Genomic DNA, 23,869 nt, shown 5'->3' on the forward strand with positions numbered 1-23,869 from the left:
ACTTAGCCGCAGACGGCGTCGGCCGCTATCGCTGGCCTCGCCAGTGTTCGGTGCGCCTACCTGCACGTCAGAGCGGCATAATTCGAGTAGTGCGGGCCGTTCCGTCAGGGCCGCCGCCGTGCCACACTTGGTGGACTATCGATTGACTGGGGGGATCCACGTCAGGAGATTGATATGCGATCATCGATGTCCGCCCTGTGCTCGTGCCGCAGATGGGCGGTGAGCCACCCATGTTGATCGGCTGGGCCTACCTCATGGCGGGCATCATAACCATCGACGCCCTCCTCCTCGGATTGTTGTTGTTCAACATCAGATGGCCAAAGCGCTGGAAGAAAAACGGCTAGGTCCAGGCGCCCCAACGCGTGACCTGATCTCGGGGCGTGCATTCACGGCAGCCGTCGCTGCGGACCTCGCTGCGGACCGCCGATATGCGGCCGCTGGTCAGAGCACCTTGCGGATGGTTTCTTCGAAGCTCGTGACGTGGTGCAGGGCCAGCTCCCCTGCCTTGTCGGCGTCTCCCGCGGCCACGGCCTTGAGCAGCTCGACGTGCTCGGTGATGTGGCCGCTCACCGACGGCACCTTGTCCAGGACCAGGCACCAGATGCGGGTGGCCAGGTTGTCGTAGCGGATCAAGGTGTCTTCCAGGTGGGGGTTGGCTGCTGCCTTGTAGATCAGCCGGTGCACGGTCAGGTCGTAGCGCATGAGGTCGCGGGACTCTCCGGGGTTGGGATCCAGCTGCGCGATGGTCTCGGCGACGTGCAGCAGTTCGCGGCGCATGGCGGCGCTTGCCCTCGTGGCCGCGCTACGCGCCGCAAGCGGCTCCAGCAGCTCCCGGACCTCCGAGACGTCAGCCAGTTCGGTAAAATCCACGTTGGTCGCGAAGGTTCCCCGTCGCGGGTAGGAAACCACCAGGTGGTCCACCTCCAGCCGCTTGATCGCTTCGCGCACGGGGGTGCGGCCAAACCCCAGCTCGGCCGCCAGCTGACCGTCATTGATGGGTTCGCCCGGTCTGATCTCCAGCATGATCAGCTTGTCGCGCAGCTGCCGGTAGGCGGCCTCCGCCTGGGACAGTACCTCGTCCTCGGCGGGTGGCAGGGCAGGAAGTGCATTCAAGGTGCCGCTCCGTTCATCACTACTAAAGTTCCTGGCCACTCATCGTCATGGGGTTGCAACCGGAAGCTCGATGCCAGTTTGCTTCCTGCTATTGACTCCCTTGTGATCCCAATCATACCATTGACCTCACACTGATATATCAGTCATAGCAATAGTGGTATTTCAAAGGAGCATCCGTGGTTGAGCAGTTGAACGAGCGACTTTCCGTAGTCGATCCCGAGGTCCAGCAGGCGATTGCCAATGAGCTGGGCCGCCAGCAGTCCACCTTGGAAATGATCGCATCGGAGAATTTCGCCCCCTCCGCAGTCATGGAGGCACAGGGCTCGGTGCTGACCAATAAGTACGCCGAGGGCTACCCGGGCAAGCGCTACTACGGCGGCTGCGAGCACGTGGACGTGATCGAGCAGCTCGCCATCGACCGCGTGAAGGCCCTCTTCGGTGCCGAGTTCGCCAACGTCCAGCCGCACTCCGGCGCACAAGCCAACGCAGCGGCCATGTTCGCCCTCCTGGAACCGGGCGACACCATCATGGGACTGGCCTTGGCGCACGGCGGCCACCTCACCCACGGCATGCGCATCAACTTCTCCGGCAAGCTGTACAACGTGGTCCCGTACCACGTCAGCGAGGACAGCCACCTGGTGGACATGGCGGAGGTGGAGGCCCTGGCGCTGGAGCACCGTCCGAAACTGATTGTTGCCGGCTGGTCGGCGTACTCCCGCCAGTTGGACTTCGCCGAGTTCCGCCGCATCGCCGACTTCGTGGGCGCCTACCTGATGGTGGACATGGCCCACTTCGCGGGCCTGGTGGCAGCAGGACTGCATCCCAACCCGGTGCCGTACGCCGACGTGGTCACCACCACCACACACAAAACCCTCGGCGGTCCCCGCGGCGGCGTGATCCTGGCCAAGGAGGAATACGCCCGCAAGATCAACAGCGCCGTGTTCCCTGGCCAGCAGGGCGGCCCGCTGGAGCACGTCATCGCCGCCAAGGCCGTGGCCTTCAGGCTGGCGGGCACCCCGGAATTCAAGGAGCGCCAGAAACGCGTCCTGCAGGGATCCAAGCTGCTTGCTGAGCGTCTGCTCCGCGATGACGTGGCGGCCGCCGGGATCTCCGTGGTCAACGGCGGCACAGACGTGCACCTGGTCCTGGTGGACCTCCGGAACTCTGAACTCGACGGGCAGCAGGCCGAAGACGCCTTGCACCGGATCGGCATCACGGTCAACCGGAACGCAGTGCCGTTCGACCCCCGGCCGCCAATGGTTTCCTCCGGCCTCAGGATCGGAACGCCGGCCCTTGCCACCCGTGGCTTCGGTGCCGTGGAATTCGCTGAAGTTGCGGACATCATCGCCACGGCGCTCATCGCCTCCGCGGGTGCTGGCACTAACGCCGCCGCCGAAACCGCTGGTGGCTCGCTCAACGAGGACACCGCCGTCGAACTCCGCGCCCGTGTGAGCGCCCTCGCCGAACAATTCCCCCTTTACCCGCATCTTTCCCAGGACCTCAGCGGCGACGACATTGCCGCCTTCGATACAGCAATGATTGGAGCAGCACAGTGAGCGCGGACCAGCTTCCGGAGCACCCGGATTTCCTGTGGCGGAACCCCGAGCCCAAGTCTTCCTATGACGCCGTGATTGTTGGCGGCGGCGGGCACGGCCTCGCCACGGCCTACTTCCTGGCCAAGAACCATGGGATGACCAATATCGCCATCCTGGAAAAGGGCTGGCTGGCGGGCGGGAACATGGCCCGGAACACCACCATCATCCGTTCCAACTACCTCTGGGACGAGAGCGCGGCCATCTACGAGCACGCCCTGAAGCTGTGGGAAATCCTGCCCGAGGAGCTCGAGTACGACTTCCTGTTCAGCCAGCGCGGCGTCATGAACCTCGCCCACACCCTGGGCGATGTCCGCGAGAGCATCCGCCGCGTGGGAGCCAACAAGCTCAACGGCGTGGACGCGGAATGGCTGGAGCCGGACCAGGTCAAGGAACTTTGCCCCATCCTGAACATCAGCGACAACATCCGCTACCCGGTCATGGGCGCCACCTACCAGCCGCGTGCGGGCATCGCCAAGCACGACCACGTGGCCTGGGCCTTCGCCCGCAAGTGCGACGAGCTCGGCGTGGACATCATCCAGAACTGCGAAGTCACAGGCTTCGTGAAGGACGGCAACCGCGTGGTGGGCGTCAAGACCAACCGCGGCACCATCAACACCGAAAAGGTGGGGCTCGCAGCCGCCGGACACAGCTCGGTCCTGGCGGAAATGGCCGGCTTCCGGCTCCCCATCCAGTCCCACCCGCTCCAGGCCCTGGTGTCCGAACTGCACGAGCCGGTCCACCCCACCGTGGTGATGTCCAACCACGTGCACGTCTATGTCTCCCAGGCGCACAAGGGCGAACTGGTGATGGGCGCCGGCGTGGACTCCTACAACGGCTACGGCCAGCGCGGCTCCTTCCACGTGATCGAGAACCAGATGGCCGCCGCCGTGGAACTCTTTCCCATCTTCGCCCGGGCGCACGTGCTCCGGACCTGGGGCGGGATCGTGGACACCACGCTGGATGCCTCGCCGATCGTGGGCACGACCCCGGTGGAGAACATGTTCGTGAACTGCGGCTGGGGCACCGGCGGCTTCAAGGCCACCCCGGCTGCCGGACTCACGTTCGCCCACACCATCGCCACGGGCACCCCGCACAAGCTGAACAAGCCGTTTGCGCTGGAACGCTTTGAAACCGGGGCCCTGATCGACGAACACGGCGCCGCCGCCGTGGCCCACTAGCGGCCGTCAGCGACCCTGCACTCATAGAAAGAAGACGCACATGCTGCTTATCTCATGCCCCAACTGCGGCTCGCGCGACGAGACCGAGTTCCACTATGGCGGCCAGGCCCACGTGGCCTACCCGGAGAACCCGAACGAGCTGACCGACCGCGAATGGGCCGAGTTCCTGTTCTACCGCGACAACACCAAAGGCACATTCGCCGAACGCTGGCTCCACAGCACCGGCTGCCGCCAGTGGTTCAACATGCTCCGCGACACGGTCACGTACGACATCCAGGCCGTCTACCCGATGGGCGCCCCCCGTCCGGGAGCTGCCTCGGTAACCGCGGCCGCGAACGCCCCGGACTCAGGCACTGCCAGCACCGCCGCTGACAGCACCACCACCGGCACGTCCGGCCCGAGCACCTCCGCAACCAGCATTTCTCCAACCAGCACCGCCTCCAGCACCACCGCCCCGGAAGGAGCAACCAAGTGACTTCCCAGAACGCCCGCCTCGCCGCCGGCGGACGCATCGACCGCAGCATTTCGTGGCGTTTCACCGTGGACGGCGAGGAATTCACGGGCCACCCCGGCGACACGCTCGCTTCGGCCCTGCTCGCCAACGGCCGGATCGCTGCCGGCAACTCGCTTTACGAGGACCGGCCCCGCGGCATCATGTCCGCAGGTGTGGAGGAATCCAACGCGCTGGTCCGGGTGGAGGCACGGTTCCCGGGCCACGTGGCCGAGTCCATGCTCCCCGCCACCACCGTCACCCTGGTGGACGGCCTGAAGGCGGACCTGCTCAATGGCCTGGGCCGCCTGGACCCGGAAGATGACCGCGCCGAGTATGACAAGAAGTTCGTGCACACCGACGTCCTGGTGATCGGCGGTGGCCCCGCCGGCCTGGCCGCCGCCCGCGAAGCCGTCCGAACCGGCGCCCGCGTGATGCTGCTGGATGACCAGCCCGAACTGGGCGGCACGCTCCTGTCCGGCTCCACCGCCCCCGACCTGGCGGAGACCATTGAAGGCAAGCCTGCCCTGGAGTGGGTCGCGGACGTGGAGGCCGAACTCGTTTCCGCGGCCGAATGCACCGTGCTGAACCGCACCACCGCCTTCGGCGCCTACGATGCCAACTACGTCGTCGCGGTCCAGAACCGCACGGACCACCTGTCCAGCCCGGCCGCGCCCGGTGTCTCCCGCCAGCGTATCTGGCACATCCGTGCTACCCAGGTGGTGCTTGCCCCCGGTGCCCACGAACGGCCGCTGGTGTTCGAGAACAACGACCGCCCGGGCATCATGCTGGCTTCGGCAGTCCGCACCTACCTCAACCGCTACGCTGTTGCCGCCGGCCAGCGCGTTCTCATCAGCACCACCAACGACAGCGCATACGCCCTGGCCCGGGACCTCCGCGCCGCCGGCGTCAAGGTGGCCGCCGTCGTGGACGCCCGCCCCCGCCTCTCTGAGGTGGCTGCCGCCGCCGTCGAATCCGGCACCCGGGTGCTGATCGGCAGCGCGGTGGCGAACACCGCCGCTGCCGGGTCCGGCGACGGGACATCCGGCGACGGCCGGCTGACCAGCGTCACCGTCCGCAGCATCAACGACGACGGCGAGCTCACCTCCGGCGTCGAAGAGATCGCCTGCGACCTGCTGGCCGTCTCCGGCGGCTGGAGCCCGCTGGTGCACTTGCACTCCCAGCGCCAGGGCAAGCTGCGCTGGGACGATGAGCTCGCCGCTTTCGTGCCGGGCACCGTGGTCCCGAACCAGCAGACCATCGGCTCGGGCCGCGGCAGCTTCGACCTCGGGGACTGCCTGGCCGAGGGCATCTCCGCCGGGGCCGCGGCGGCCATCGCCGCAGGATTCGCCTCGGAAACCAAACCGTCACTCCTTGGCGAGCCCAAGGCCTCCGCCGTCACGCGCCAGCTGTGGCTGGTCCCGGGCCAGCAGGGCACGCCGGATGACTGGCACCACCACTTCGTGGACTTCCAGCGCGACCAGTCCGTGGCTGACGTGCTGCGGTCCACCGGAGCCGGCATGCGCTCCGTGGAGCACATCAAGCGCTACACCTCCATCAGCACCGCCAACGACCAGGGCAAAACCTCCGGCGTCAACGCGATCGGCGTCATCGCCGCCGCGCTCCGTTCGGCAGGCGAAGCGTCCCGCGGCATCGGCGACATCGGCACCACCACGTACCGGGCACCGTTCACCCCGGTGGCGTTTGCCGCCCTCGCCGGACGCCAGCGCGGCGAACTGTTCGACCCCGCCCGCGTCACCTCGATTCACCCGTGGCACGTTGCCAAGGGCGCATTGTTCGAAGATGTGGGGCAGTGGAAGCGCCCCTGGTACTACCCGCAGGACGGGGAGGACATGGATACCGCCGTGCTGCGCGAATGCGCCGCCGTCCGCGAGTCCGTGGGTTTCATGGACGCCACCACGCTGGGCAAGATCGAAATCCGCGGCAAGGACGCCGGTGAGTTCCTCAACCGGATCTACACCAACGCGTTCAAGAAACTCGCCCCGGGATCCGCCCGCTACGGCGTGATGTGCATGGCCGACGGCATGATTTTCGACGACGGCGTGACCCTGCGCCTGGACGAGGACCGGTTCTTCATGACCACCACCACCGGCGGCGCTGCCAAGGTGCTGGACTGGCTGGAGGAATGGCTGCAGACCGAATGGCCTGAGCTGGACGTCCACTGCACCTCGGTGACGGAGCAGTGGTCCACCATTGCGGTTGTCGGGCCCAAATCCCGTGCGGTGCTGGCCAAGGTCGCCCCGCAACTGGCCGCCGGCGGCGGGCTGGAGGCGGAAGCCTTCCCGTTCATGACGTTCCGCGAAACCACCCTCGCCTCCGGCGTGCAGGCCCGGATCTGCCGGATCTCGTTCTCCGGCGAACTGGCCTACGAAATCAACGTGCCGTCCTGGTATGGGCTGAACACCTGGGAAGCCGTCGCAACCGCCGGGGCCGAATTCAACATCACCCCGTACGGCACCGAAACCATGCACGTGCTCCGCGCCGAAAAAGGCTACCCGATCGTGGGCCAGGACACCGACGGCACCGTCACCCCGCAGGACGCGGGAATGGGGTGGGTGGTCTCCAAAGCCAAGGAATTCATCGGCAAGCGCTCTTACGCCCGGACCGACGCCAGCCGCGAGGACCGCAAGCACCTGGTCAGCGTCCTTCCCGTGGACGGCACGCTGCGCCTGCCCGAAGGAACCCAGCTCGTGGAAAAGGGCATCACCACCAACCCCGCCTACGGTCCGGTCCCCATGCAGGGCTTCGTGACCTCGAGCTACCACAGCGCCGCCCTGGGCCGCTCGTTCGGGCTGGCACTGATCAAGAACGGCCGCAACCGCATCGGCGAGACCCTCGTGGCCGCAGCCGGAGACCAGCTCGTTGATGTCGTCATCGCAGAAACCGTACTTTTTGACCCCGAAGGGACCCGCAAAGATGGCTAACACAGCAGCACTCGAAGGCATCAATGGACTCCGGGACATCCGCCGAAGCCCCGCCTCCCACCTGGCCGCCGCCCTGGAAGCTGGCTCCGTCGAGGGAACCATAGTCCTCAAAGAGGGCCCGTTCCAGACCATGGCGGGGATCCGCGTGGACCCCCGCTCCGAGCAGGGCGCACGGATCGCATCCGTTGCAGGCGGCCTGCCGGCGCGGTGCGGCGAAGTGGGCGGCTCGGGCAGCGTCAGCGTCCTCTGGCTCGGACCGGCCGAGTTCCTGGTGGTGGCACCTGAGGAAGCCCACGACTCCCTGGGCGGCGACCTGATCGGCGCCCTCACGGCGGCCCTGGGCGACGCCCCGGGCCAGGTGGTGGACCTCTCCGCCAACCGCACCACGTTCGAGCTCTCCGGCCCGCGCGCCCGCGCCGTCCTGGAGAAGGGCTGCGCCGTGGACCTGCACCCCCGCAGCATCACCCCGGGAACAGCCCTGAGCACCGAAGTGGGCAACATCCCCGTGGTCCTGCACAAGAGCGGCGAGGACAGCTTCCGGCTGTTCCCGCGGGCTTCGTTCGCGGACTTCCTGGGCCGCTGGCTCCTGGACGCCATGAGGGAATACGCCTCCCCCGAGGTGCCCTGATGGCGCTGAGCGCCCTGGACCTCTTCTCCGTTGGCATCGGGCCCTCGTCCTCACACACGGTCGGCCCGATGCGGGCGGCGAAACTGTTCGCCGACGGGCTCAAAAGTGACGGCCACCTGAGCGCCACCGTGCGGGTCCAGGCCGAACTGTTCGGATCGCTCGGCGCCACCGGCAGGGGCCACGGCTCCGACAAAGCCGTGGTGCTCGGGCTCCAGGGCCTGGACCCGGAAACGGTGGACACCTCCACCGCGGACGACCAGGCCGCCGCCGCCGCGCTCGACGCCGAACTCCGGATCGGCGGGGACCACCGGGTGGACTTCAACTGGGACGAGGACGTGGTGCTGCACCGCCGCAAATCCCTGCCCGCCCACCCCAACGGCATGACCTTCCGCGCGCTGGACCACAAGGGCGCCGTCCTCAGCGAACGGAGCTTCTATTCCATTGGTGGCGGCTTCGTGGTTGACGGGGACGCCGACGCCGGAGACAAAGTAGTGGCGGACGACACCATCCTGGCGTACCCCTTCACCACGGCCGACGAACTCCTCGCGATCTGCAAGCGCGAAGGCATGTCCATCTCCGAGGTCATGCTCGCCAACGAACTCACCTGGCGCAGCGAAGCGGAGCTCCGCGAGGAGCTGCTGAAACTCTGGGCCGTCATGCGCGAATGCGTGGACAACGGCTGCGCCGCGGAAGGGATCCTTCCCGGCGGGCTGAACGTCCGGCGCCGCGCGCCGTCGTTATTCAAAACCCTGACCGCGGACACCGGCATGACCGATCCGCTCCGGGCCATGGAATGGGTGAACCTCTTTGCCTTGGCCGTCAACGAGGAAAACGCTGCCGGCGGGCGGATCGTCACCGCCCCGACGAATGGTGCGGCCGGGATTGTGCCGGCGGTGCTGCACTACTACGCCAAGTTTGTTCCAGGGGCCGACGACGACGGTGTGGTCCGCTTCCTGCTGGCCGCGGCCGCCGTCGGAATCCTGTTCAAGATCAACGCCTCCATCTCCGGTGCGGAAGTGGGCTGCCAGGGCGAAGTGGGTTCGGCCTGCTCCATGGCCGCGGCCGGGCTTTGCGAAGTCCTGGGAGGCACCCCCGAACAGGTGGAGAACGCCGCCGAAGTGGGCATCGAACACAACCTCGGGCTGACCTGCGATCCCGTGGGCGGCCTGGTCCAGATCCCGTGCATCGAACGCAACGCCATCGCGAGCGTCAAGGCCATCAACGCGGCCCGTCTCGCCCTGCACGGGGACGGCAGCCACAAGGTGTCCCTGGATAAAGCCATCAAAACCATGCGCGAGACAGGAGCGGACATGAAGACCAAATACAAGGAAACGTCCCGAGGGGGCCTCGCCGTGAATGTGATCGAGTGCTGAGCGGCTGAAGGCACTCTTCGATATCATGGCGTTTCCACCGTAGGCCACCAAAGCGACGGGCATTTCCGATGTCAACGATCCCGCCAGAACGTACCCAGCCGCCCGAGGGTCCGGAAGGGAACGCCTTGGAAGAACGCGCCTCACAGGAGAGCGACCGGTCCCTGTTGGTCCGCCGGCTCCGGACCGCCGGCTGCGTCTATGCGGAGGACGAGGCCCGTCTGCTTGCCTCCGCTGCGCTCTCGCCGGCCGAGCTAACGTCAATGGTGGAGCGCCGGATTGCCGGGCTGCCACTTGAGCACGTGCTCGGATGGGCTGAGTTCTGCGGGCTGCGCATAGCCGTGGACCCCGGCGTTTTTGTGCCGCGGGCCCGCACAGGGCTTTTGGTCCGCCAAGCGGTCGCGTTACTCAACGGGGCCGGCGAGCCCGACGACGCCGTGCGCCCACCCGCCGTCGTCGTGGATCTCTGCTGTGGATCGGGCGCGGTTGGAGCCGCCATCGCGGCGAGCGTGCACGCAGTGGTGGTGCACGCCTCCGATGTGGAACCCGCGGCCGCGCGTTGCGCCCGCAGGAACATCGAGCCCCGGGGAGGGCACGTCCATGAAGGCGATCTTTACGGGCCGCTCCCGGGAACGTTGCGCGGGCGGGTTGACATCCTCGCCGTCAACGCGCCCTACGTTCCCACCGGCTCGATTCGAACCATGCCTCCGGAAGCCCGGCTTCATGAACCAAGGATCTGCCTGGACGGCGGGTACGACGGCCTGGACGTCCAGCGGAGGGTGATTGCCGGCGCTCCGGAATGGCTGGCCCGCCAGGGCCACCTGCTCATCGAGACCAGCAGGGAGCAGGCGGACCAGACACTGCGGCTGATGGCAACCGCGGGCCTGCGGGCAACGGTGGCCAACGACCCGGAACTGGATGCCACGGTGGCAATCGGGACACTGTAGGTTCGGAAGACCCTGTTCAGAACCTGGCAGCGGTGGTCTCCCTGGCCGTTCGGGGCGACCGTGCCAGCAGCGAGGTGTAGAAGCGGACATAATCCCGCACCATGCGCTGGGAGCTGAAACGCTGCTCCGCGTCCCTTCGGGACGCTGATCGGTCCAGGCCTTCACAGCTCTGCAGCGCCCTGGCAAGCCCCGTCACCGTGTCCGCCAGGAAACCCGTTTCGCCGTCCCGGATGATCTCCGGGGCTGAACCCCGCCGGGTGGCCACTACCGGAGTGCCCGTCGCCAGCGACTCGATCATCACCATCCCGAACGGCTCCGACCACTGGATTGGATTCAGCAGGGCCACGGACTCGCCGAGCAGCTGATATTTCTCGGCCGCGGCAAGTTCGCCGAGATATTCGACGTCGGGTCCCAACAGCGGTTCGATGACGTCGTGGAAATAGTCCTCTTCGAAGGGTTCGCGCATCTTGGCGCCGATCCGCAGCGGAATCCCGGCCTCCCGAGCCACCATGATGGCCTGCAACAGCCCCTTGTTCGGGTGCATGCGGCCCAGGAAGCAGGCTCCGCCCCGGTGGGCAGGGCTGTAGCGGACGTCCCGGACGTCAATGCCGTGATGGATCACGGCGTCAATCTTGATATTGCGGGCGGTGGACGCCTGGTGCTCCGAGATAGCCACCAGTGATGTCCCCGGCCGCATCGCCCCGTAAATCCGGGTGAGTTCCTCATCGAAGGGCCCGTGCAGGGTTGTGGCGCGCGGGATGTTCGGGGGCAACCGGAGAGCGAGCGGGCCCAGGATGGTGTGGTCATGCACAACGTCCACGTCAACCATTGCATCGTAGGCCCGGAGGACGTGCAGGATCTCCTGCCGTCCGGAGTCCATGGTCGTGGCCGTGGATGGCTCCATCCGGGAAACCCTCGGGACCGGGCAGGTGCTGTCGCTGGAAGCCGCGAGCACAACATCGTGCCCTGCTTCCACCAGCCCCGTGGCGAGGGTGTGAACCACGGACTCGGTACCGCCGTAGCTCGGCGGGGGAACGGGGATCCAGGGTGGTGCCACCAGGCCTATGCGCATTTTGTCCTCCTACATCTGCCGCCTTAACGGCTCGTCTCTTCGTGGACCCGGATCAGGTCCGCCAAAGGTTCCTCTGTACCTAAGTGCAGTTCGATGGATGGCGGGAGCCCCGTCAGTTTGGGGGTGTTGTCCGTCACTTCGATGGTCAGCCGCGTTCCGGCGAGGGGCACCTGGTCCTTGCGCAGGTAGCCGAAACCTTCCGGGAAAGCGGGGCTGAGCCACAGGCCGCCAGTTGAAACGTAGGGATCGAACCGCAACATGGTCCGGATGAGATGAATGGGCGTCGCAGAGGCCCATGCCTGTGGCGAGCACGACGTCGGGTAGGGCACCGGGGCCCTCCCCGGCTGGCGGTCGAAACCGCAGAAGAGTTCCGGTAGCCTGCCGCCGAATGCCGCCGCGGCGTCGAGGACGGCCATCGACAGCTGCTGAGCCTCTTCGATGAAGCCATACCGCATCATTCCGGCCGCGATCAGGGCGTTATCGTGCGGCCAGACGGAGCCGTTGTGATAGCTCACGGGGTTGAACGCGCCCATTGTGGTTGCCAGCGTGCGGACACCCCAGCCCGAGAACATGTCCGGCGCCATGAGCCGTCGCACCACCAGCGGAGCCTTGTCGTCGTCGACAATTCCCGACCACAGGCAGTGCCCCATATTGGAGGCGCACGCGTCAACGGGACGCTTGTCCCCATCCAGCGCAATGGCAAAAAACCCCTGCTCCGGCAACCAGAATTTCCGGTTGAACTCCTCCTTCAGCTCCGCCGCACGGTCACCCCATGATGCGGCCAAGGCGGAGTCGCCCGCCTCCAAGGCCAGCAGCGCGCGGGAAACGTAGGCGCTGTAGACATACCCTTGAACCTCACAGAGGGCAATCGGCGTCTCGGCCAGGGTTCCGTCAGCAAAATTGATCCCGTCGTAGGAGTCCTTCCAGCCCTGGTTGATGAGTCCGTGCTTGGTGGCCCGCTGGTACTCCACAAACCCGTCGCCGTCGCGGTCGCCGTAGTTGGTGATCCAGTCCAGGGCGCGGTCCGCGTTCGGAATCAGGGCATGCACCGCTGCGGGCTCCAGGCCCCAGCGGCTGATTTCGCCGAGCAGCCGGACAAATAGGGGCGTGGCATCCGCCGTGCCGTAGTAGGTCTTGTCCCCGCCCAGGGCAAGGGAGGCGCTCGAGCCAAGCCGCACCTCATGGAGGATCCGGCCCGGTTCTTCCTCGGTGAGCGGATTGATCTTTTCACCCTGATGCTCCGCGAGGGTCTGCAGGGTTCCCAAGGCAATGGCGGGGTCGACAGGGAGGGCCATAAGCGAGGTCAGGATCGAATCGCGCCCAAACAGGGCCATGAACCAGGGGGCGCCGGCGGCGACGACGCTGCGGTCGGGATGGTCCGGATCGGAGATCCGCAGCGAGCCGAGGTCGCGCTGGCTTTGCCGGAGGATCCCCTCCATGACTGGATTGTCCATGGTGATCACCGGCGACATTGCCCCCCAGATCCGGTGCCGCCGGGCGGGTTCCGATTCGTGCTGGGGCGCGCTCGCGGAGAACTTCCCCTGTGGTTCGGTTCCGTCCGTGCTGGGAGTGACCACAATGGTGGCGGTCCAGGACCCTTTAGCGGGCACCGTCACCCTATACAGGAGTCCGTGGCGGTTGATTTCCGCGCCCGGCGCCCATACGACGAGTCCAAGGATTCTCTTATTGTGGCGGCCGCTGATGACCAACCCGTCGCCCTCAACGCGGTGGTACGGCCGCTGGTGACGGGTCTTACGCGCCGCCTTGACCTCGAAGAGGTCCGCAAAGTCCGACTCCACCGCCAGTTTGACGGTGCAGGAGATGGGGTTGAGGGAGAAGTTCTGGATCGTCACCACTTCCCGGATCCCATCGCCCACCTGCCGGTCGCGCTCTATCAGCAGCGGCCGGTCCGCGGCTCCGTCAGGCTGCGCGGTGCGGCCGGTATAGATGGCGCGGTACGGCTCCGGCGTTATTGCCGAGAGCACCTCCACCGCGTGGTTGTTCACCAACAGGTTCCAGCGCGAAAGAATCCGGGTGTCCTGGTAGAAGACGCCTTGGGCCAGTCCGGGATCCAGGTCGCCGTTGCCGGCCGAGATGCAGAACGATGATCCCTCGATGGTGGTCACGGCATTGGATCCGGCCGTCCCCGCGGTGTCCATGTTCCAGCCGCTCATGGCCGCAGCCTGTCAATCAGCGGCGTTGAAAGCGTGCGGGAAAATCCGTAGGGAAGCGGGGCGCAGCGTGAAAAGCCCATGAATGCACTCCGGGGTGAGGATCCAATGGCTGACTGCTTAGCCACCCACAGTCTAGATTTCGGCGTGACTCGGGGCAAGGACTTTGTCGGGAGAGGGAAGGGACGCGCCCGCGCATGCCCCCCGCAAGCGCAAAACAGGGCCGTCTCCGCCCTGGCATGCTCATGCCAGGCGCGAAGACGGCCCTGTCGGCGGGCCCTGTCAGAGAAGGCCGCTGCCTTCCGCGGGAGGTTTTACTCGGCTGCCCTGTCGGGGTTGGTGTTCGTTGCGGCTCCCGCGGGAGTGGCCCCGCCCTCATCGGACCAGTCCTGGCCCGTGGCATCGCTGAGGGCAGGATCGCTTGCCACATCCGAGGTGCCGAGGTTGATGGTCTCGGGATGCGCGCTGTGGGAAGGGACATAATCCCCGGCGGGCAGGGTGCTCCCGGTGCCGGGGCCCGCCTTCTCTGCCGAGTCCGGGCCGGTCGCTGCGCTGGTGTCCCGGTGCATCGCGGAACTGAGGATGGTCCCCGCGCGCCGGGCAGCTTCAGTCAACTGGTCGGTCACCTCGGGCGCCTTTTCCTTGACAGCCTCGGTGGCCGCAGCCACTTTGTCCTGAACGGGCTTGCTGTCCCAGATGCCCGCTGCCCTGGCCTTGAGCTTCTCGTAAGCGGCACGTCCTGAACGGGATCCAAGGACAAAGCCTGCTGCCAATCCGGTTCCAAAAAGAAGTCTTGCTTTCATGATGTACTCCGTCTCCGTGAGAAGGTTCCGTACCCGGCCCCGCCGGCTGATCCGGTCAGGGGATCGATAGAAAATTCGGGGCAGTAGATAGAAAACCGGCCCCAGGAATATTCCCGGGGCCGGTTTTCAGGCCAGACTCCGCTTTAGCGGGCTGAGCGCCTGGTGATCATGCCGTAAATAAGCAGGACGATGATCGCACCGCCGATGGCAAGAAGCCACGTCGACAGCGAGAAGAACTCGTTGATTCCCACGCCGAAGAGCGCGCCGCCAATCCAACCACCGAGAATAGCGCCGACAACACCGAGCAGCAGCGTGATGAAAATGCCGCCGCCCTGACGGCCGGGGAGGATTGCCTTAGCGATTGCTCCGGCGATAAGGCCCAGAATCAGAAATGCGAAAAAACCCATTTTATCGTTCCTTCTTCTTTCATTGAGGAGGTGACCGGATCCCGGTCACGCTTCATCCTTCTCCCTAATACTAATCATGCTTATTATTATTTGGCCAGTCCGGCGGCTTGCGAGTCTTCCCCGCCCTCCCGGTTTCAGTGGCCCTGAACATCAGAGTCCACGCCGGAATCAGCGCCCCCATCCAGCGTGGCGATTGCCGCGTTGTCCCCGGCGTCCAAGGTGAAACTGAAGACATCCAGGTTTTCTTTCATGCGTTGCGGATTGCCGGTCTTGGGGATAGCCACAAGCCCCTGCTCGATGTGCCAGCGCAACACAATTTGCCCGGGGGTTCTCTGGTGCTTTTGGGCGATTCTTCCCAGCACGGGGGCGTTCAGCAGCTCCCCGCCCGCGCCGAGCGGGCTGTACGATTCGGTGACAATCCCGTGCCGTTTGTTGTAAGCGTGGTCCACAATCCTGGTGACCGCAGGATTGAGCTGAATCTGGTTGACGGCGGGCGGCACATTGCAGGCCGCGAGCAGCTGTTCCAGGTGTGCCGGCTTGAAATTTGACACTCCAATAGAGCGAGCCTTGCCGGCCGCCTGAAGTTTCTCAAAAGTTTTCCAAGTGGAGATGAATTCTCCGCGCCGGGGCAGCGGCCAGTGGATCAGGAGAAGGTCCACGTAATCCACTCCGAGCCGCTTCAGCGAACCGTCCAGACCAGCCACGGCCCGGTCGTGCCCCTGGAATTCGCCGTCTAACTTGGTGGTAATGAAGAGTTCGGCGCGGTCCGCGCCGCTGGCCCGGATTCCCTGACCCACGCCCCGTTCATTGCCATATTTAACCGCGGTGTCGAAATGGCGGTACCCGGCATCCACCGCGTGCACCACAGCCTCGGACACCTGCTGATCGTTGAGCGGCCAGGTGCCTAATCCGATCTGCGGAATCCGGTGGCCGTCATTGAGCTCAATCAATGGTGAAAGTGCCATTCCAGAAGTCTTGCTTATGGGCGTCCGTTTGCCCAGACCCTCATGAGGCCGGCCGCCGAACCCAGTCCACGAGTCTGTCACTGAGGTCCATAAAGCCGGCATCCACCTCCCGAAGCTCAGGATGGGTGTCATACCAGCCCACGATCTCCCGGGCACCCTCCGCGAAGGGTACCGCTGCCCGGAAGGACGGCACCAGCGACTTGATCTTGGAGTTATCGAACACCACCGAATGGGCCCTGTCACCAAGTAGCCACGGGCCCCGCTCGGCGTCGTGGGCTGCGATGGTCTCCGAGGAAACGTGCACCAGATCCGGTTCCGGCACTCCCGCTGCGCGCGCGAAAAGGCGGTACACCTGGTCCCAGGGCAGGAACTCGTCCGAGGTGATGGTGTAGCTTTCGCCCACTGCCTGCGGCCTGCTCAGCAGGCCCACGAAGGCCGTGGCGAAGTCACGGCTGTGGGTTAGGGTCCACAGCGATGTCCCGTCCCCGTGCACCACTACGGGCAGCCCCTCCCGCATCCGGTGGATGTCGGTCCAGCCGCCCAGCAGGGCGATCTTGGTGTGGTCATAGGTGTGCGATGGCCGCACCACAGTGACCGGAAAACCGTCGTCGCGGTAGGCCCGCATGAGCAGCTCTTCGCAGGCAATCTTGTCCCGCGAGTACTGCCAGAATGGATTGCGCAACGGCGTGGATTCCAGGATCGGCAGCCTGGCGGGCGGTTTCTGGTATGCCGAGGCCGAACTGATAAACACGTACTGCCCCGTCCTTCCGCTGAACTGCTTGATCGCGGCCGCGGCATGATCCGCGGTGAAGGTAATGAAGTCCGCGACCGCGTCGAATTGCCGTCCGCGCAGCGCCTCCCGGACAGCGCCGGCGTCGCGGACGTCCGCGTGCACCACTTCCGCACCTTCCGGTGCGGAACGGTTCGCGGATTTCCCGCGGTTGAGGATGGTGAGATTGTGGCCCAGGGCGACGGCGCGCTCCGCCGCCGCCGCGCTGATCACCCCGGTTCCGCCGATGAAAAGGATGTCCGACCCCGCCGCGACCTTGTTGGCGGGGCTCACCAGGCGTAGTCTTCCGGGGCGGTCCGGTGGCCCGGAAAGATGGCATCCAGACGCTTGAGCGCGTCATCGTCAAGGGCCACGTCCAGGGACCGGATGGCGGCGTCGAGCTGGTCCTGCGTCCGTGGCCCCACGATCGGCGCGGTCACGGCCGGCTGATGCAGGAGCCAAGCCAGGGCGAGATCGCCGGGCTCGTGGCCCAGCTCGTCCGCCAGGTCCTCGTACTGCCGGATCTGATCCTGATGCGTCTTCAGTGTCTCCAAAGCGCGCCCCCCGGCGCGGCGGACGCCCTCGCGCTCCTTTTTCAGCACGCCGCCGAGCAGGCCGCCGTGAAGCGGCGACCACGGGATCAGTCCGAGACCATAGTGCTGCGCCGCCGGAATGACCTCCAGTTCCACATTCCTGGTGAGCAGGTTGTAGATGGACTGTTCGCTGACCAGGCCGTTGTAATGGCGGCGGCCGGCGGCTTCCTGTGCCTGGGCGATGTGCCAGCCGCCGAAATTGCTGCTGCCCGAATAGAGGATCTTGCCTTGCTGAACCGCAACCTCGATGGCCTGCCAGATCTCGTCCCACGGCGTGTCCCGGTCCACATGGTGGAACTGGTAGACGTCGATGTAGTCGGTCTGGAGCCGTTTCAGGCTTGCGTCCAGGGCGCGGCGGATGTTGAGTGCGGACAGCCTGGACTCGTTGGGGCGGTCGGTCATGGTGCCATAAAGCTTCGTGGCCAGCACCGTGCGTTCCCGCCGCTCGCCGCCCTTGGCGAACCAGCGCCCGATGATTTCCTCGGTCCAGCCGCGGCGCTCCGCGCCGCCATACACGTTGGCCGTGTCAAAGAAGTTGATCCCTGACTCCTGGGCCGAGTCCATGATCGAGTGCGCGGAGCCCTCCTCGGTCTGCGGACCGAAGTTCATGGTGCCCAGGCAGAGACGGGAGACTTTGAGGCCTGAACGGCCAAGGTGGGTGTACTGCATGCTGTGGCTCCTGGGGTCCGGGATTTACATCTGGCTGAAGGCGGCCACGGCAGGATCGGATCCGCCCCGGGCGCCCGACTCGAGTGCCGAGATCTCGGTGATTTCGGCCGGGGTGAGGCTGAGGGCCACCGCTCCGAGGTTCTCCCGCATGCGCTCGGAGTGGGCCGACTTCGGGATGACGATGGTTCCCTGCGCCAGGTGCCAGGCCAGCACGACCTGGGCCGGGGAGGCGCCGTACTTGGCGGCAAGGGACTTGACTGCGGATGCGTTCAGGTCCGCCCCCTGGCCCAGGGGGCTGTACGCCTCGACGGCGATGCCGAGGGAGCGGCACTTCGCAGCGAGCTCCTGCTGCTGGAACGTGGGGTGGATTTCGACCTGGTTCACAGCCGGCACCACCTCCGCGGCCGGAATCAGCGTGTCCAGGTGATCTTCGAGGAAGTTGGAGACGCCGATCGCCCGGACCTGGCTGTTGGCGTAGATCTGCTCCATTGCTTTCCAGGCCTGGGTGAAGAGTCCCTGGGACGGCACCGGCCAGTGGATCAGGTAGAGGTCAACGTAGTCCACGCCCAACGCCCTGCGGCTGTTCTGGAATGCCTCGTGGGCGGCGCCCTGCTCACCGTTGCGCAGCTTGGTGGTGATGAAGATTTCCTCGCGGGGAACCCCCGAGGCCGCGATGGCCGCACCCACCCCGGCCTCGTTCCGGTAGGCGGCGGCCGTGTCGATGTGACGGTATCCGGCCTCGAGGGCATCCTCCACGATGCGCTGGGTTTCCTCCGGGGGCACCTGGAACACGCCAAATCCAAGTTGCGGGATTTCGACGCCGTTGTTGAGGGTCACGGTGGGGATGGTGGTCTCGTGTGTCTGCGACATCATCATTTCTTCCGGTTGGTGGTCTGGTTCGATGGCCCACCCGCGGGAAACGCGCGGCGGGAAACCGCTTTCGCACGGGCTGTCCCTTGAGCCTATGCAGTTTGTGGCGCCATGTCAGTAGGGGTGCCTGTTCCTGCTTTTCCTAGGTCTGGCAGTCCTACCTTCGTTGTGGAAAGCACCCCAGCAGCCGTGCACAATGGAAGGCATGGGTCAGAGCGCCGAGTTTGGAAAATTCCTGAAAGCAATGCGGTCACGCCTGCAGCCGGAGGACGCGGGCATCGCGGGCACTTCCGGTTCGCGCCGCGTTCCGGGCCTTCGCCGCGAGGAGATCGCCCGGCTGGCGGATGTCAGCACCGACTACTACACGCGACTTGAGCAGGGGCGGAACATCCATCCCTCGCGTGCGGTGCTCGACTCGGTGGCGCGGGCCCTCCGCCTCGACTCCAGCGAACACGCGCACATGGTGAACCTGCTGGAAAATTGTGCGGAGTCCCAGCGCTCGCCGATTCCCGCCCAGGGAGTGCGGCCCGGGCTGCGTCAGCTGCTCGACGCCGTGGGGGACATCCCGGCGCTCGTTCTCGGCCGCCGGAGCGACGTCCTGGCCGGGAACCGCCTGGCATTTCTTCTGTTTGCCGACTTCAACGCCCTGCCGGCGGGGGAGCGGAACCTCACCCGCTGGCTGATGCTCGATCCGCAGGCCCGCGAACTCTTTCGTGACTGGAAGACGGTGGCGTCCGAGGCGGTCGGCGCCCTTCGTGTGGACATCGGACGGCATCCGAATGATGCCCAGGCCAACCAGTTGGTGGGCGAACTAGCAGTCCATAGCGAGCATTTCCGCCAGTGGTGGGCGGGGCACCGGGTGGCCACCCGGGCCGCCGGCAGCGTGCGGCTGCACCACGGCGTCGTCGGAGATCTGGAACTGAACTTTGAAAACCTTGTGCTGCCGGACGATCCCGATCAGATGCTAAGGGTGTTCTCCGCAAGGCCCGGCACGCCGTCGGCCGATTCGCTGGCGTTGCTCGGCAGTTTCGGCGCCGGCGTGGCGGCCGCCGGGTCCGCCGGTCCGGCGGACCCGGCGGAGGGCCCGCGGGTCACGCAAGCAGAGGATTCCAGCGACGCCAGCAGCGCTGCCTGATCCCGCTGGAACCCCATGGCGGCGCCGGGGCTGATTGTTTCCCCGCGTCAGCGCTTTCCCCGGGTCAGCGCTCCAGACGGAACCCGAGCTTGATGGTCACCTGCCAGTCGGCCACCTGCCCGTTTTCAAGATGGCCACGGATTTCCTTGACCTCGAACCAGTCGAGGTTGCGGAGGGTCTTGGCTGCCTCGGCAATGCCGTTGCGGACCGCTGCGTCCACGCCTTCATTGGAAGTCCCGACAATTTCAGAAATGCTGTAGGTGTGGTTAGACAACTTCGCTCCTCGTGATCTCCAGTGATACCCGGAACTGCGGGCCGTCTCTGCAGAGTAACGGACGGAGGCTTGGACGACTAGGGCTTCAGGCCCCTATGCGGATTCCGCGGAGGGCAGCTCCAAAGGGTCCAACGGACGGGGGCCGCGCGGCATTCCGGGGCCAAAGACAGGGCCAGGCTCTGGCCGTTTCGCTGTTAGGCCAAGGCTTGGGTGGCGCTGCCGGATCCGGCGCAGCACCCATGGCACCAGGTAGTCTTTGGCCCACACAAGGTCGCCGCTCCGGGCCTGCCGCCAGCTGGCTGTGGGCAGCGGCTTCGGGTCGAGGGGGCTCAGGGTGTGCTGGACGTTCAAGGCGTCGAGCACCATGGCGGCAATGGTGTGGTGCCCCAAAGGAGAGAAATGCAGGCGGTCCGGGTCCCACATCTGCGGGTCGGTCAGCTGCCGCAGCGTCCAGAGATCAGCCACCACGCCCTCATGGCGGGACGCGATGGTCCGGAGGTTTTCGTTGAAGATGGCCGTCTTGCCCCGGATACGGCCAAAGACCGGCGTGTTGCCCCAGTCCGGCCCGGTGAAAAGAACCACGGTGGCGCCGCTGGCGCTGAGTAGACCGATGGCGGGGTCGAGTTTTTCGGCCAGTTTGTCGGGGTCGCTTCCGTGGAACACCATGTCGTTCCCGCCGGCGGACACGGTGACGAGATCGGGTTTCAGGTCCAGTGCCGGCCCCAGCTGCTGGTCGATGATCTGTTGCATCAGGCGGCCGCGCACTGCCAGGTTGGCGTAGGCGAAGTCGGCGTGGTCGGCGCTGAGTTCCTCGGCCACACGGTCCGCCCAGCCCCGGACTCCTCCGGGGCTCCGGGGTTCCGGATCCCCAACGCCTTCCGTGAACGAATCCCCCAGGGCCACGAAGCGGTTCCAGGGGTGGGGGCTGGGAGTGCCCGCGCCGGGCGGTCGTCGCACCGGACCGGGGAAGCTGAATCCGGGGGAGCTGGACTCGTTCATTTGTCCATGGTGAACCCGGCGCCAGGGCCGCACCAGAGTCGAAGGTCGGTATCCGTGGGGCTCGAGGCGCACTGTGACGATAACCGCACCGCGACCATACCCCCATGGGTATCATAAATACCAAGGGGGGTATATCATGGGATTAGTCCCGAAAATCCACGGAGGAACCAATGGAACTCGATCCCGCCGACATGAAGTCGGTCATTAACCGCCTGCGCCGCGCCCAGGGCCAGCTCGCGGCCGTGACCCGGATGATTGAAGAGGGGCGCGACTGCAAGAGCGTGGTCACCCAGCTGGCCGCCGTTTCCAGCGCCTTGGATAAAGCCGGATTCTCCATTATTGCCACCGGACTGCAGCAGTGCATGCAGCAGGAGGACCCCAGCCTTGACCGGGCCGAACTGGAGAAACTCTTCCTCTCCCTCGCTTAACCGGGCGGCCGGCCACTTCGCCGATCCGGCCAACCAGACAGCCTGACGCAAGCATGCGTCAGGCTGTCTGTGCTTCCAGAACGTAGGTCTTGAGGTCATCCAGGGTCTGTTGCATGTGGGCATTCATGGCATCGCGGGCCCGCAGCGGATCGCGTGATTCGAGCGCCTCGGCGATCGCCTGATGGTGGCCGATCGCGTGTTCCTGAATGTCCCGGAACTGGGATGTCTGGGTGCGCCGCTTCTCCAGCACCCGGTGCAGTGGCTCGAAAAGCACGGCAACGAAGACGTTCTCGGAGGCGCGCAGGATCAGATCGTGGAAGGCCAGGTCCGCCTCCACAAAAGCCGCAACATTGTTGACGCCGTGCGCCTTGCGCATGGCCTCAACCTGGGCATGAAGCGACCGCAGATCCCCGTCGCTGATGCGTTCGGCCGCCAGCTCGCAGGCGCCGGTTTCCAGCATCCGCCGCAGCTCAATCAGTTGAATCGCCGCCGAGGAGTCGTTTTTGCCTTCAGAGGCGGCCCGGAGCACTGCCTCCAGGGAGGCCCAGCGGTTCAGCGGGTTCACAAAGGTGCCCCGCCCGCGCTCCACGCTGAGGATCCGCTGCGCTTCGAGCGTCTTCATGGCCTCGCGCACGGTCATCCTGCTGACTTCGTGCTTGGCGCTTAGCTCCAGCTCTCCCGGCACGCTGGCGCCGGGCGGGAATTCGCCGGCAATGATGCGGTCCAGGAGCTCATCAGCCACCACGCCGACCAGTGATTTTCGTGCCAATTTTCCCCCGTTCAGCGGTGAGTGACGATATGTCAGACAAGTCTACTTGCGCGTCTCTGTGCCATGTGCCACACTGACATTCAAATATTAGATGTCAGACATCTTACAACTAGCCCTGATTTTCGATTACTCACACACAATGGAGTGCAACGTGCCCCTTGAAGCAGACGTGTTGGCCGCCTTTCCGGCAGAAGTCCACATCCCCGCTCAACTGGTTGCCCAGGCCGTAGCCGCATCCTCCGCGGATGCGCCCCGCGTGCTGGTGGTGCTCGACGACGATCCCACCGGGACGCAGTCCGTGGCCGACCTGCCGGTGCTCACCCGTTGGGACATCGCTGATTTCACGTGGGCCTTTGCCCAGGGCAAAGCTGCCGTCTACGTCCTGACCAACACGCGAAGCCTGGACCCTGCCGAGGCCGCGGCCCGCAACGAGGAGATCGTCCGCAATGCCCTGGCTGCCGCCAACGGGCCGGAAGGTGCCGGCTCGAGCGTGCGCCTGAGCTTCGTCAGCCGGAGCGACTCCACCCTCCGGGGGCACTACCCGCTGGAGCCGGACGTTATCGCCGCCACCGTGGCCGCCGTGAGCGGCGAGGCAACCGACGGCGTCGTGATTGTTCCCGCTTTCCCGGACGCCGGCCGCGTGACTATTGGCGGCGTCCACTACACGCGCGGCACAGGGGAGGCGGCCGGCCAGCTCACCCCGGTGGCGGAGACCGAGTTCGCCAAGGACGCCAGCTTCGGCTTCGCCAACTCGGAGATGGCCAAGTACGTCGAAGAGAAGTCCCGCGGCCGCTTTCCCGCCGGCTCAGTGATCGTCCTGAACCTGGACATCATCCGGGCGGCCGGAGAAAACGGTGACCCGCAGGTGTCCGCCAAGGCCATCGCCGACGCCATCGATCCGGCCACGGATTCCACTCCGATCGTGGCCGACATCGTCTCCGAAAACGATCTCCGCGCCTTGGCCCTGGGCCTGGAGGAGGCCGAACGCCGCGGCAAGAAGCTCCTCTACCGCGTGGGGCCGCCGTTCGTCCGCGCCCGCATCGGACAGGAAATCCGCGAGGAACTCAGCGGCGAAGAGGCCTACGGCGGCAACACCCCCGCGGAAACGGGAGGACTGATTGTGGTCGGCTCGCACGTCGGCGTCACCACCCGCCAGCTCAAGGCGCTCACCGAACAGCACAGCGCCGCACGCATCGTGGAGATCGACGCCGAGAAGCTTCTTGCCGCCGAATCCGAAACAGGAGCCGTGGACAGGTACCTGGGCCAAACGGTGGACGCCGTGGTGGAGGCCCTCCGCAACGGTGACGTGATCGTCCACACCAGCCGCCTGCTCATCAAGACCGACGATGCCGCCGAAAGCCTCCGGATTGCCCGCACCGTCTCCGCCGCCGTCGTCGCAGTGGTGAACCGCACCCTCAAGACCTTCCCGCCCCGCTTCGTGATCGCCAAGGGCGGCATCACGTCCTCGGACGTCGCCGCCCACGGACTGGAGATCCGGCACGCGATTGTCCGGGGGCCCATGCTGCCGGGCATCGTCAGCCTGTGGGAGCCGGTGGACGGACCCGCCAAGGGCATCCCGTACATCGTCTTCGCCGGAAACGTGGGCGACGACCAGTCCCTCGCCCAGGTCACCCGCAAGCTCAGCAACACCTTCTAGCCCTCCACCACACGTATTCAAT

General features: G+C 65.9%; 22 protein-coding genes. 10 read left to right on the forward strand and 12 right to left on the reverse strand.

Annotated elements, in window-relative coordinates:
- Positions 1-441: 441 nt before the first annotated feature.
- Positions 442-1,113, reverse strand: coding sequence for a GntR family transcriptional regulator (locus ACP4XC_RS02040; protein ID WP_427173230.1), 672 nt, complete (start codon positions 1,111-1,113; stop codon positions 442-444).
- Between the two features lie 176 nt (positions 1,114-1,289).
- Between ACP4XC_RS02040 and glyA the strand changes: the two genes are divergently transcribed.
- The 7 genes from glyA (at position 1,290) to ACP4XC_RS02075 (ending at position 10,266) form a co-directional block, all read left to right on the forward strand.
- A complete protein-coding gene (gene glyA, locus ACP4XC_RS02045) occupies positions 1,290-2,669 on the forward strand; it encodes a serine hydroxymethyltransferase (protein WP_427173231.1) in 1,380 nt (459 codons plus the stop codon).
- Positions 2,666-3,886, forward strand: coding sequence for a sarcosine oxidase subunit beta family protein (locus ACP4XC_RS02050; RefSeq protein ID WP_427173232.1), 1,221 nt, complete (start codon positions 2,666-2,668; stop codon positions 3,884-3,886). Before glyA ends, ACP4XC_RS02050 begins: the two co-directional genes overlap by 4 nt.
- Positions 3,887-3,926: 40 nt before the next feature.
- Positions 3,927-4,361 carry a sarcosine oxidase subunit delta gene (locus ACP4XC_RS02055; protein WP_427173233.1) on the forward strand — a complete coding sequence of 145 codons (435 nt, stop codon included), beginning with the start codon at positions 3,927-3,929 and terminating at the stop codon, positions 4,359-4,361.
- Positions 4,358-7,321 (forward strand): sarcosine oxidase subunit alpha family protein, encoded by a 2,964-nt coding sequence (locus tag ACP4XC_RS02060; RefSeq protein WP_427173234.1) that lies wholly within the window; start codon positions 4,358-4,360, stop codon positions 7,319-7,321. Before ACP4XC_RS02055 ends, ACP4XC_RS02060 begins: the two co-directional genes overlap by 4 nt.
- On the forward strand, positions 7,314-7,949 hold the full coding sequence (locus tag ACP4XC_RS02065; protein ID WP_427173235.1) for a sarcosine oxidase subunit gamma: 636 nt from the start codon (positions 7,314-7,316) through the stop codon (positions 7,947-7,949). The genes ACP4XC_RS02060 and ACP4XC_RS02065 overlap by 8 nt, the downstream gene beginning before the upstream one ends.
- On the forward strand, positions 7,949-9,322 hold the full coding sequence (locus ACP4XC_RS02070) for an L-serine ammonia-lyase (protein WP_427173236.1): 1,374 nt from the start codon (positions 7,949-7,951) through the stop codon (positions 9,320-9,322). Before ACP4XC_RS02065 ends, ACP4XC_RS02070 begins: the two co-directional genes overlap by 1 nt.
- A gap of 125 nt (positions 9,323-9,447) precedes the next feature.
- Positions 9,448-10,266 carry a putative protein N(5)-glutamine methyltransferase gene (locus ACP4XC_RS02075; protein ID WP_427173237.1) on the forward strand — a complete coding sequence of 273 codons (819 nt, stop codon included), beginning with the start codon at positions 9,448-9,450 and terminating at the stop codon, positions 10,264-10,266.
- Between the two features lie 16 nt (positions 10,267-10,282).
- Here the strand turns inward: ACP4XC_RS02075 and ACP4XC_RS02080 are convergent, their stop codons facing one another.
- The 8 genes from ACP4XC_RS02080 to ACP4XC_RS02115 form a co-directional block, all read right to left on the reverse strand.
- Positions 10,283-11,338, reverse strand: coding sequence for a glycosyltransferase family 4 protein (locus tag ACP4XC_RS02080; protein ID WP_427173238.1), 1,056 nt, complete (start codon positions 11,336-11,338; stop codon positions 10,283-10,285).
- A 23-nt stretch (positions 11,339-11,361) separates the two neighbouring features.
- Positions 11,362-13,512: a glycogen debranching N-terminal domain-containing protein gene (locus tag ACP4XC_RS02085; protein WP_427173239.1), complete on the reverse strand. Its 2,151-nt coding sequence runs from the start codon at positions 13,510-13,512 to the stop codon at positions 11,362-11,364.
- Between the two features lie 311 nt (positions 13,513-13,823).
- Positions 13,824-14,312 carry a hypothetical protein gene (locus ACP4XC_RS02090; RefSeq protein ID WP_427173240.1) on the reverse strand — a complete coding sequence of 163 codons (489 nt, stop codon included), beginning with the start codon at positions 14,310-14,312 and terminating at the stop codon, positions 13,824-13,826.
- 143 nt (positions 14,313-14,455) lie between these two features.
- Positions 14,456-14,719 carry a GlsB/YeaQ/YmgE family stress response membrane protein gene (locus ACP4XC_RS02095; RefSeq protein ID WP_427173241.1) on the reverse strand — a complete coding sequence of 88 codons (264 nt, stop codon included), beginning with the start codon at positions 14,717-14,719 and terminating at the stop codon, positions 14,456-14,458.
- Between the two features lie 134 nt (positions 14,720-14,853).
- The gene (locus tag ACP4XC_RS02100; RefSeq protein ID WP_427173242.1) at positions 14,854-15,684 is read right to left on the reverse strand and encodes an aldo/keto reductase; all 831 of its coding nucleotides are present in this window, start codon (positions 15,682-15,684) and stop codon (positions 14,854-14,856) included.
- A 40-nt stretch (positions 15,685-15,724) separates the two neighbouring features.
- On the reverse strand, positions 15,725-16,750 hold the full coding sequence (locus tag ACP4XC_RS02105) for an NAD-dependent epimerase/dehydratase family protein (protein WP_427174983.1): 1,026 nt from the start codon (positions 16,748-16,750) through the stop codon (positions 15,725-15,727).
- Positions 16,744-17,715: an aldo/keto reductase gene (locus tag ACP4XC_RS02110; RefSeq protein WP_427173243.1), complete on the reverse strand. Its 972-nt coding sequence runs from the start codon at positions 17,713-17,715 to the stop codon at positions 16,744-16,746. Before ACP4XC_RS02110 ends, ACP4XC_RS02105 begins: the two co-directional genes overlap by 7 nt.
- Before the next feature lie 24 nt (positions 17,716-17,739).
- A complete protein-coding gene (locus ACP4XC_RS02115; protein WP_427174984.1) occupies positions 17,740-18,585 on the reverse strand; it encodes an aldo/keto reductase in 846 nt (281 codons plus the stop codon).
- A gap of 205 nt (positions 18,586-18,790) precedes the next feature.
- Here ACP4XC_RS02115 and ACP4XC_RS02120 point away from each other — a divergent pair, with 205 nt between their 5' ends.
- The gene (locus ACP4XC_RS02120; protein WP_427173244.1) at positions 18,791-19,720 is read left to right on the forward strand and encodes a helix-turn-helix transcriptional regulator; all 930 of its coding nucleotides are present in this window, start codon (positions 18,791-18,793) and stop codon (positions 19,718-19,720) included.
- A 64-nt stretch (positions 19,721-19,784) separates the two neighbouring features.
- Here the strand turns inward: ACP4XC_RS02120 and ACP4XC_RS02125 are convergent, their stop codons facing one another.
- Positions 19,785-19,994, reverse strand: coding sequence for a dodecin (locus ACP4XC_RS02125; protein WP_011690139.1), 210 nt, complete (start codon positions 19,992-19,994; stop codon positions 19,785-19,787).
- A 93-nt stretch (positions 19,995-20,087) separates the two neighbouring features.
- A complete protein-coding gene (locus ACP4XC_RS02130; RefSeq protein WP_427173245.1) occupies positions 20,088-20,993 on the reverse strand; it encodes an SGNH/GDSL hydrolase family protein in 906 nt (301 codons plus the stop codon).
- A gap of 170 nt (positions 20,994-21,163) precedes the next feature.
- On the opposite strand from ACP4XC_RS02130, the gene ACP4XC_RS02135 reads away from it, so the two are divergent.
- On the forward strand, positions 21,164-21,421 hold the full coding sequence (locus ACP4XC_RS02135) for a metal-sensitive transcriptional regulator (RefSeq protein ID WP_354245727.1): 258 nt from the start codon (positions 21,164-21,166) through the stop codon (positions 21,419-21,421).
- A 58-nt stretch (positions 21,422-21,479) separates the two neighbouring features.
- Here the strand turns inward: ACP4XC_RS02135 and ACP4XC_RS02140 are convergent, their stop codons facing one another.
- Complete coding sequence (locus tag ACP4XC_RS02140) at positions 21,480-22,190, reverse strand: FadR/GntR family transcriptional regulator (protein WP_427173246.1); 711 nt, start codon at positions 22,188-22,190, stop codon at positions 21,480-21,482.
- A 151-nt stretch (positions 22,191-22,341) separates the two neighbouring features.
- Here ACP4XC_RS02140 and ACP4XC_RS02145 point away from each other — a divergent pair, with 151 nt between their 5' ends.
- Positions 22,342-23,847, forward strand: coding sequence for a four-carbon acid sugar kinase family protein (locus tag ACP4XC_RS02145; RefSeq protein WP_427173247.1), 1,506 nt, complete (start codon positions 22,342-22,344; stop codon positions 23,845-23,847).
- The last annotated feature ends 22 nt before the right edge of the window (positions 23,848-23,869 follow it).

It is taken from the genome of Arthrobacter sp. 92, from assembly GCF_050260325.1.
Taxonomy (GTDB): domain Bacteria; phylum Actinomycetota; class Actinomycetes; order Actinomycetales; family Micrococcaceae; genus Arthrobacter.